This is a genomic window from Emticicia sp. (genome assembly GCF_043780375.1).
GTDB lineage: Bacteria > Bacteroidota > Bacteroidia > Cytophagales > Spirosomataceae > Emticicia.
The window spans coordinates 1-7,403 of the sequence record NZ_JAYWCU010000227.1; the positions used below are offsets into that span (position 1 = coordinate 1).

Below are 7,403 nucleotides of genomic sequence, written 5' to 3' on the forward strand. Positions count from 1 at the left end.
TTTACCCCACTCTGTCTTTTTTTGCTAAAAATTAAAATAATACAATTTGAGTCAAGTTATCTTAAAATAATTATACTTTAAACCCGTAATTCGCATAAGATATGAATTTTGCTAAATATATTTCAGTTATTGCAATAAGCATGCTGAAGTTTGCCGGGGGACCTTTAACGGGCTTAGCCCTAAAGTTAGGATGGGTTGAAACTGCTATCTGCTCTGTTATTGGAATGATGATTACAGTTACGTTGATTGTCTATTCTAGTGATTTTATACAAAAAGTTTGGATAAATTTTTTTCCTAAAAAAGAAAAAACAAAGAAATTTACTAAAATGAATCGCTTGGCAATAAAAACCCGCAGGAAATTTGGTTTGATTGGGATTTCATTGCTAACTCCCTTACTATTTACGCCCATTGGAGGAGCTGCCATAGCTATGGCATTTCGGTACGATAAACGAGAAATTATGGTTCAAATGTTTATAAGTGCCGTAGTTTGGGCAATCGTGCAAACATTATTTTTCTATTTTGTAAAAGATTTAATCTTCTAAAACTTTGCTACTCTCACCCTTTTCAAAACGTCGCCATTTTTGCTAATTTCTAAAATGTAATTGCCCGTAGGAATATCGGTATGACTCAAATCAATATAGGCGGTTTTATCTACTATAGAAATAAAGTCGTTTCTTACTTCTTGTTTATGCCCTGTTGCAGTAAATAGAGCGAAGTTCAGTTTCGTAAGTTCCTCATTATCAGGGAGTTTTACATTACAAATTTGCTCAAATGGATTTGGATAAACTCGCCAATCGGGAAGTATATTTTCGGTAGGATTAGTAGATGACGTAACAAAAAATTGAATGGTTTTTGATGAAATGACAGAGTCTTTTTTATAGGCTTTGGCACTTAGTGTATAAGTTCCAACAGGGAATTTTAGCCCTCGACCTTCACCAAAGAGATTATAAGGCAATCGGTCAGATGTACGACTAAATTTATATGGCCCAGTTAAGTTAAATACAAAATCTACTGAATCTAAATTACAACGAGCAAGAATATTAAGTTTTTCGGGCAGAACATCTAAATATAATACTCGTTTGTTGTTTATAAAACCCCAAGGCTCAAAAGGAACATCAAAATAATCGGCTTTTATTAATTCAAAATCAATAATAGGAGGAACGATGTCGAGATAAATAAAAGAGTCGATACTCCCGCCATTGTTATCATAAATACGTAATTTTACTTTGTTTTTTCCTAAATAAGGAGCTTTTCCATAAAAATTCAATTCAAATCGGTTGAAATTCACCCATGCAGGGGCTTCTAAAACCTCAATATAAGCAATAAAACCATCGGTGTCGTAGTACAAATTTTCGGGAATTCGAAACTGAAAACTTTGATTAACAACCAGTTCTTTGGTATAGTCTTTTATGTTTTCTTTAGGAAGTTGGTTCGGTATATTTGGATTAGTAGACGGAATTGGTGGCGGCGGCGGAGTAGGTGTCGGAGTAGTTTCAACAATATCGGGTAATGGATTTTCAATTTTCTTGTTTTCTGTAATTAAATCTTCGTCTAAAGTTATTTTTACTCGTTTTTTACCATTTTCTGACCGTGTTTTCCAGTCGTTGATAACCAACTCTCGGCTATCAGTTAATTGCGAAAGACGATATTTGACCGAATCGGCGAAGATAATTGTCGACTTAGGTTTATTTAAAGCTTTGATGGCTTCTTGAATTGCAGGAAAAATTTTTTCATATTCTTGATTATTATTAGACTCAATATAAAATGCGATAAATTCACAATCGTATTCTATACTTCTTTTGGCATAATCTTTCAGTTCTTCGGGTGTTTGTAAGTCGAAAAAAGCAACTTCCGTATAAAATTTCTGATTAAAGCCAGTATTATTAAAGCCAATATCTGCTTGAAAACCATCAATAGAACTTTTAATAATATCAGCTTTAGATGTCAAATCTTTGAAAGCTAAAGTATTTCGCAAAATTGAGAGATTGTCAGCAATTCCACCAAATTCACAAGCAACTTTGTATGTTGGTTCAACCGATTTTATAGCACCAATAATTTGGTCGTAATATTTTTTAATCATCAAATGACGAAAAATATACCAATCTTTACCTCTACGACCTCGAAAAGAGTCTTGAGGCGTACCTATGTTTACATAAGGTTCAACTTCTATAAAGCTCTTGTAATTTGTTCCCCAATAGCTATTAAGTGTACGGATGGTAGTATATTTCTCTTTTGCCCAATCTTTAAACTTTATCATTGCCCATTTAGAATGGTCAAAAACAGCGGGATATTCTCTTTCGGGCCATTGTTGGTTTTGGTAGGTAAAACCTAACTCTTGTTGTGGTGTGTTTACAACGGAAATAAAAATTATTTTTCCATTTTTCTGTAAATTTTTATAACGCTCGCATACTTCTTTAACAAATCCTGCCGCTTTTTCGATAGAGGGCTGGTGGGCAAAACTAAAGTGATTGTTGTCGTAATAATTGGTCAGCACTTTTCCCTTAAAATCTTTTACCGCTTCTTCTTCTTCCCAAAAACCTTTGGTAAGACCGAAATTACGACCAAGATGTATGCGAATGGCAACTTTTATACCTAAATTATTGACTGCGTGATTAATCTGATTGTCTAACTGAGTAAAGTTAGGTTTTGAGTTTGGTTGTGGATATACACGCTCCCAATGAACGGTTAGCATAGTGGCATTGCAGCCAGCTGCAACCAACTTATTCATTACAGGAATGCCATTATTTAGGTCGGATTCTAAATTTAAAACACCGTGGCAAACGTATTTTTGAGCGTTTGATGTATTGGGCAAAATAAACATTGAGCCAAAACATATAAAAAGTGCTATTCTTAAACGTTTCATTATGTTTTATTTTAATTCGTAGAACTCCTCTAAAATTTCTATTTTTTTCTCAAAACCTGCTTTTCTTCTCAAAATTTCATCAAATTTTACGCTTTGTATGTCTTTATTTTCAACAAAACCAGCCTCAAAAAATTGCTTAACATCCTTTACATCATCAATCTTTGCATTCACAATCAAGCCTTTATTCAGTAAAATGGGGACTGTCCGATAAATAGTTTTTTCGCCATTCTTTGTTGTAAATTCCATGTTAAGGTGTGGAGGCTGAAAAAACAAATTCAATAATTTACCAAACCAATTATACGATGTTTTTACTTTAATAATAGAAAGCAGTTTTTTGTTAGAAGAATCGGCCTTTATTAAAGAATTTAGATCGAAACTTTTACCCATTTCCCAAGTTGTGCTTGACTGCTTAACCAATTTCAAAGTTTTGGTATGTTCTTTCTTCTTCAATAACAAACGATTATCCCAATTATTTATTGGTTCGTAGCGTTGTAAAAGAGCAATTAAAGTCAGCGTCTCATCGCCAACGGCATACTTATTATCAGTACTTTCAATGCCATAAATCACAAAATCAGGAGCGGTTGCCGACAAATATTTCTCTTGATTCTTTTTATCCAAATATTCATTATAAGCCTGATAAGATTGAATAATCGGGCGAGGATTATAATTGAGCTTATTGAGGTATATTTCTGATGTTTCGTTTGGTACTAAATCGGTGGTTTTATTGCCAATTAAATCTAAGACCTCTTTTGGGTACGTAAAGTTGTAATGAGGCGTGTTTTTTTTTGAAATATTCTTAAAATATTCGGGAAAAATGTAACTTTTGGTGCGTAAATTATCAAAAATAGAAATAGAAAACTCCCCATAAATTGGCTGATAGAAAACAAGATAACTCAATAAATTGAGCGAAACCAACAACCAACCACTTTGTTTGAGCCATTTTTCAGCACTAAAATTACTCAATAGCAAAAATGGCAAAAATGCACTACGAACAAACGATATTAAATGCCCATCATCGGCTCGCACAAAAGCGTATTTGATAAGCACAAATGAGCAAACAGCTACACAACCCAATACAAAAAATGAATCAAGGGTTGGTAAAGAAAAATCCTTTTTTCTCAATTTTCGAACAATAAAACTAATAAAAATCAAGATAAGTAGTGCAAATATAATATACGAAGAAACTACTGCCCTCAGTCTATCAATAGGAAAAAAAGACTGAGATTCGTTATAACCTTTGATAATCTCAATGCTGAAAAAAAAGTAAGCAATGAGGTCAGTTTTAAGTAACAAAGCTAAAGTTATTAACAAAACGGTGCTTCCGAAGAAATACAAAAGCAGGTTTTGAAGCGATAAGCGTTTCGAGAAAAAAGCGTATAGCAAGAGAATAAAGACAAATCCGAGGGCAATAACGCCATAATTGGCTTTGATATAAAAATTAATAACGCCCATCATAATCGCATGAACGAGAAACCAATGATTTTGTTTTTTCAAAAATAAAAGCCCCGAAAAAATGCTGATATAGAAAAGCAAAAAACTCAGCCATTCGCCATAAACGGAAGTGATTAGCAAAAACAGAGCAAAATGGACGAGAAATTGGTAAACTTTGAGTGGTTTTGGCAAAAAATGATAGAGTAAAAACCCAAGATTGGTAAAGCAAAAAACATCGAACAGAAAGAACTGAAGATTACTTGTTTCGATAGAAATTCGTTGCGTAAGTCGGCCCAAAGGCCCATAAGTATAGATAATGTCTTTACCAAAAATCAACCCTTTTTGATACGCCATTTCTAAGGCTATTCGCCAAGAATTATCAATGCCAGCTTCGGGTAATGTAGAAATTTGATAATAAGGAAATAACAGAACTATCAATAATAATAAATAGGCAAATTTTAACCAAAAGCTATCAATTTGCCATGTCAAGAATCTCTTCATAAGCTATTATTTCTTCATATAATCTCCTCGTGAGAAGAATTTTTCAACAAAACAATACATCAATATAAAGAAATAGCGGCTACCCATTTCTTTGATTTTCAGCTTCGACTCTCCGTATTTTCTATTCGTCCAACTATTTGGAACGACTATGTAAGAATATCCACGCACGATGGTTTTAAGAGGAAGTTCAACCGTCAAGTTGAAATGTGGTGAAAGAAAAGGCTTTAAACCTTCCATTGTTTCACGTTTGTAGAGCTTGAAGGCATTAGTAGTATCGTCATATTTAATACCGATTACCATTTTGATAATAAAATTAGCAATTCGATTGATGAGTTTTTTTACAGCAGGATAATCAATGACTTTTCCGCCTTTTATCCAACGACTTCCAAAAACCGCATCAACGTTTTCGGTAAGCATTGTTTTGTAGTATTTTACTAAATCTTCGGGGTCGTCCGACATATCGGCCATGAAAACCGCTACGCAATCACCCGAAAAACGCTCTAAACCATAGCGAACGGCATATCCAAAGCCATTTGGTCCTTTGTTTGTCTCAAAAACTAAGCTCGGAATTTCTTTTTGTAATTCCTGCAAAACTCCCAAAGTATTATCCTTTGAATTATCATTTGTTACCCAAATTTCGTGTGGAATATCGTATTTTTTTAAAGTAGCGTATAAACTTCTGAGGGTTTCGGAGATACTTTCTTCCTCGTTATAAGCAGGAATAACAACACTTAATTTCATGGACTGAGGTTTTCAAAAATTAATAAACCAAGATTTAGTAAAAGCACAAAAATACATAAAATCTCGGATAGCCTTGTGTTATTAGAGGTTTTATTGGAAAATGGAAGCTTTTATAGCCTTACTGAAAAATAATTTACCCCTCAAATAGCATCTTTTTTTGCTATTAGAGGGGTAAAAAACAAATTTAATTATCATCTCTACTACACTCGCTTGCTGATATTATCATACATTTGAGTAAGCGTGGTTGTCAAATCATATTTCCAAGTCCATTCTGGGTAATGCGTCTTGAACTTCGTAAGGTCAGAAATATACCAAATATGGTCGCCACTACGGTTGTCGTCAGCATAGCTAAAACTCATTTTATTTCCTGTAATTTCTTCACAGATCGCAATTCCTTCTTGCATTGAGCAGTTAGAGAAACGTCCACCGCCAGCATTATAAACTTCACCTGGACGAGGGTTTTGGTAAAAATGCCAAAACATATTCACCAAGTCCCAACTATGAATATTATCACGCACTTGCTTGCCTTTGTATCCAAAAATCGTGTAATGATTTCCAGTAATCGCACATTTCATCAAATATGCCAAGAAACCATGCAATTGAGCTCCCGAATGATTTGGTCCGGTCAAACATCCACCACGGAAAACGGCAGTTTTCATGGCGAAATATCTGCCATATTCTTGTACCATCACATCGGCTGCTACTTTCGATGCTCCAAAAACTGAGTGTTTCGAGTGGTCAATCGACATTAATTCGTCAATTCCATGCTCGAAATAAGCATGATTTTGGTCAATTTCCCAACGAGTTTCTAATTCTACCAATGGCAAGAAATTTGGCGTATCGCCATAAACTTTATTGGTTGAGGTAAATATAAAAACAGCTTCTGGGCAATGCTGACGAGTCATTTCAAGCATTACAAGTGTGCCATTAGCATTTACCGTAAAGTCAGTGAATGGCTCACGTGCTGCCCAGTCGTGGCTTGGTTGAGCGGCAGTATGCACTACCATTTTAATGTCTGTGCCGTATTCTGCAAAAATCTTTCCGATTTCAACTTCTGAGCGAATATCAGCATTATAATGCTTATAATTAGCAAATTTATTTTCCAAACCCTTGCGATTCCAATCGGTTGATGCCTCTGCTCCGAAAAAGTATGATCGCAGATTGTTGTCAATACCGATAACTAAATCAAATTTATCGGCAAAAAAAGCGACCGATTCACTTCCAATCAGACCAGCCGACCCTGTTACTAATGCTATATTCATTTCCTAAATTTACGATTTGTGATATTAACTTGCCGAGAATGTTTAAAAAACAAAAATAGGCATTTTACAGTAAACGTAGCTTTGTATTGCTATTGTGAACTGTAAACTGCCTACCATGAACTTTAAAAGTTAAGCTCCTGCATTTGCTTTACCTGCACCAAACATCTTTTCACGAATAGCATTTGTACGTTGTTCGAGTTCTGGTTTAGCTGTATATTTATTTTTTAATTGACGTGCAGCAGAATCAGGGCTTACACCATAAACCCAATCATCTCCTTTGCGAGCGTCTTTTTGTTCAATAACATTATTTTTCTGATAGTCGCACGAAGCCAACGAAATCGCAGCTACTGCAAATAATAAAACACTAAACTTTTTCATGTCCGAATGTTGTCGTTAAATTTGCACAAATTTAAGTTTGGTAATTCAAAACGCCAAGAAAAATTGTACTTTTTAAATGAACAGAACTTTTTGGCTATTAGCTTTTAGCAATTGGCGATTAGTTTTTTATTTAAAACCGTACACAAATAATAATACTTGGAGAAATTAGACGAGTAAAAGACAAACTCGCCTAATTTTGTAAAAATATATAATTATAATATGTACAA

The 7,403-nt window shown here is 34.3% G+C and carries 6 protein-coding genes; 1 reads left to right on the forward strand and 5 read right to left on the reverse strand.

What is annotated here, in order from left to right; translation table 11 throughout:
* The first annotated feature begins 101 nt into the window (after positions 1 to 101).
* Positions 102 to 542, forward strand: coding sequence for a hypothetical protein (locus ACH2CJ_RS17640; RefSeq protein WP_394994656.1), 441 nt, complete (start codon positions 102 to 104; stop codon positions 540 to 542).
* Here ACH2CJ_RS17640 and ACH2CJ_RS17645 read toward each other — a convergent pair.
* From ACH2CJ_RS17645 to ACH2CJ_RS17665, 5 genes are all read right to left on the reverse strand, one after another.
* On the reverse strand, positions 539 to 2,863 hold the full coding sequence (locus tag ACH2CJ_RS17645; protein ID WP_394994659.1) for a beta-galactosidase: 2,325 nt from the start codon (positions 2,861 to 2,863) through the stop codon (positions 539 to 541). The two genes, ACH2CJ_RS17640 and ACH2CJ_RS17645, sit on opposite strands and share 4 nt — an antisense overlap.
* Positions 2,864 to 2,869: 6 nt before the next feature.
* Entirely contained in the window at positions 2,870 to 4,795 is a 1,926-nt protein-coding gene (locus tag ACH2CJ_RS17650) for a hypothetical protein (protein WP_394994662.1), read from the reverse strand.
* A 6-nt stretch (positions 4,796 to 4,801) separates the two neighbouring features.
* Entirely contained in the window at positions 4,802 to 5,536 is a 735-nt protein-coding gene (locus tag ACH2CJ_RS17655) for a glycosyltransferase family 2 protein (RefSeq protein ID WP_394994664.1), read from the reverse strand.
* Between the two features lie 200 nt (positions 5,537 to 5,736).
* Positions 5,737 to 6,798, reverse strand: a complete 1,062-nt coding sequence (locus tag ACH2CJ_RS17660) for an NAD-dependent epimerase/dehydratase family protein (protein ID WP_394994667.1) — start codon at positions 6,796 to 6,798, stop codon at positions 5,737 to 5,739.
* Between the two features lie 129 nt (positions 6,799 to 6,927).
* Positions 6,928 to 7,176, reverse strand: a complete 249-nt coding sequence (locus ACH2CJ_RS17665; RefSeq protein ID WP_394994670.1) for a hypothetical protein — start codon at positions 7,174 to 7,176, stop codon at positions 6,928 to 6,930.
* Positions 7,177 to 7,403: the final 227 nt, after the last annotated feature.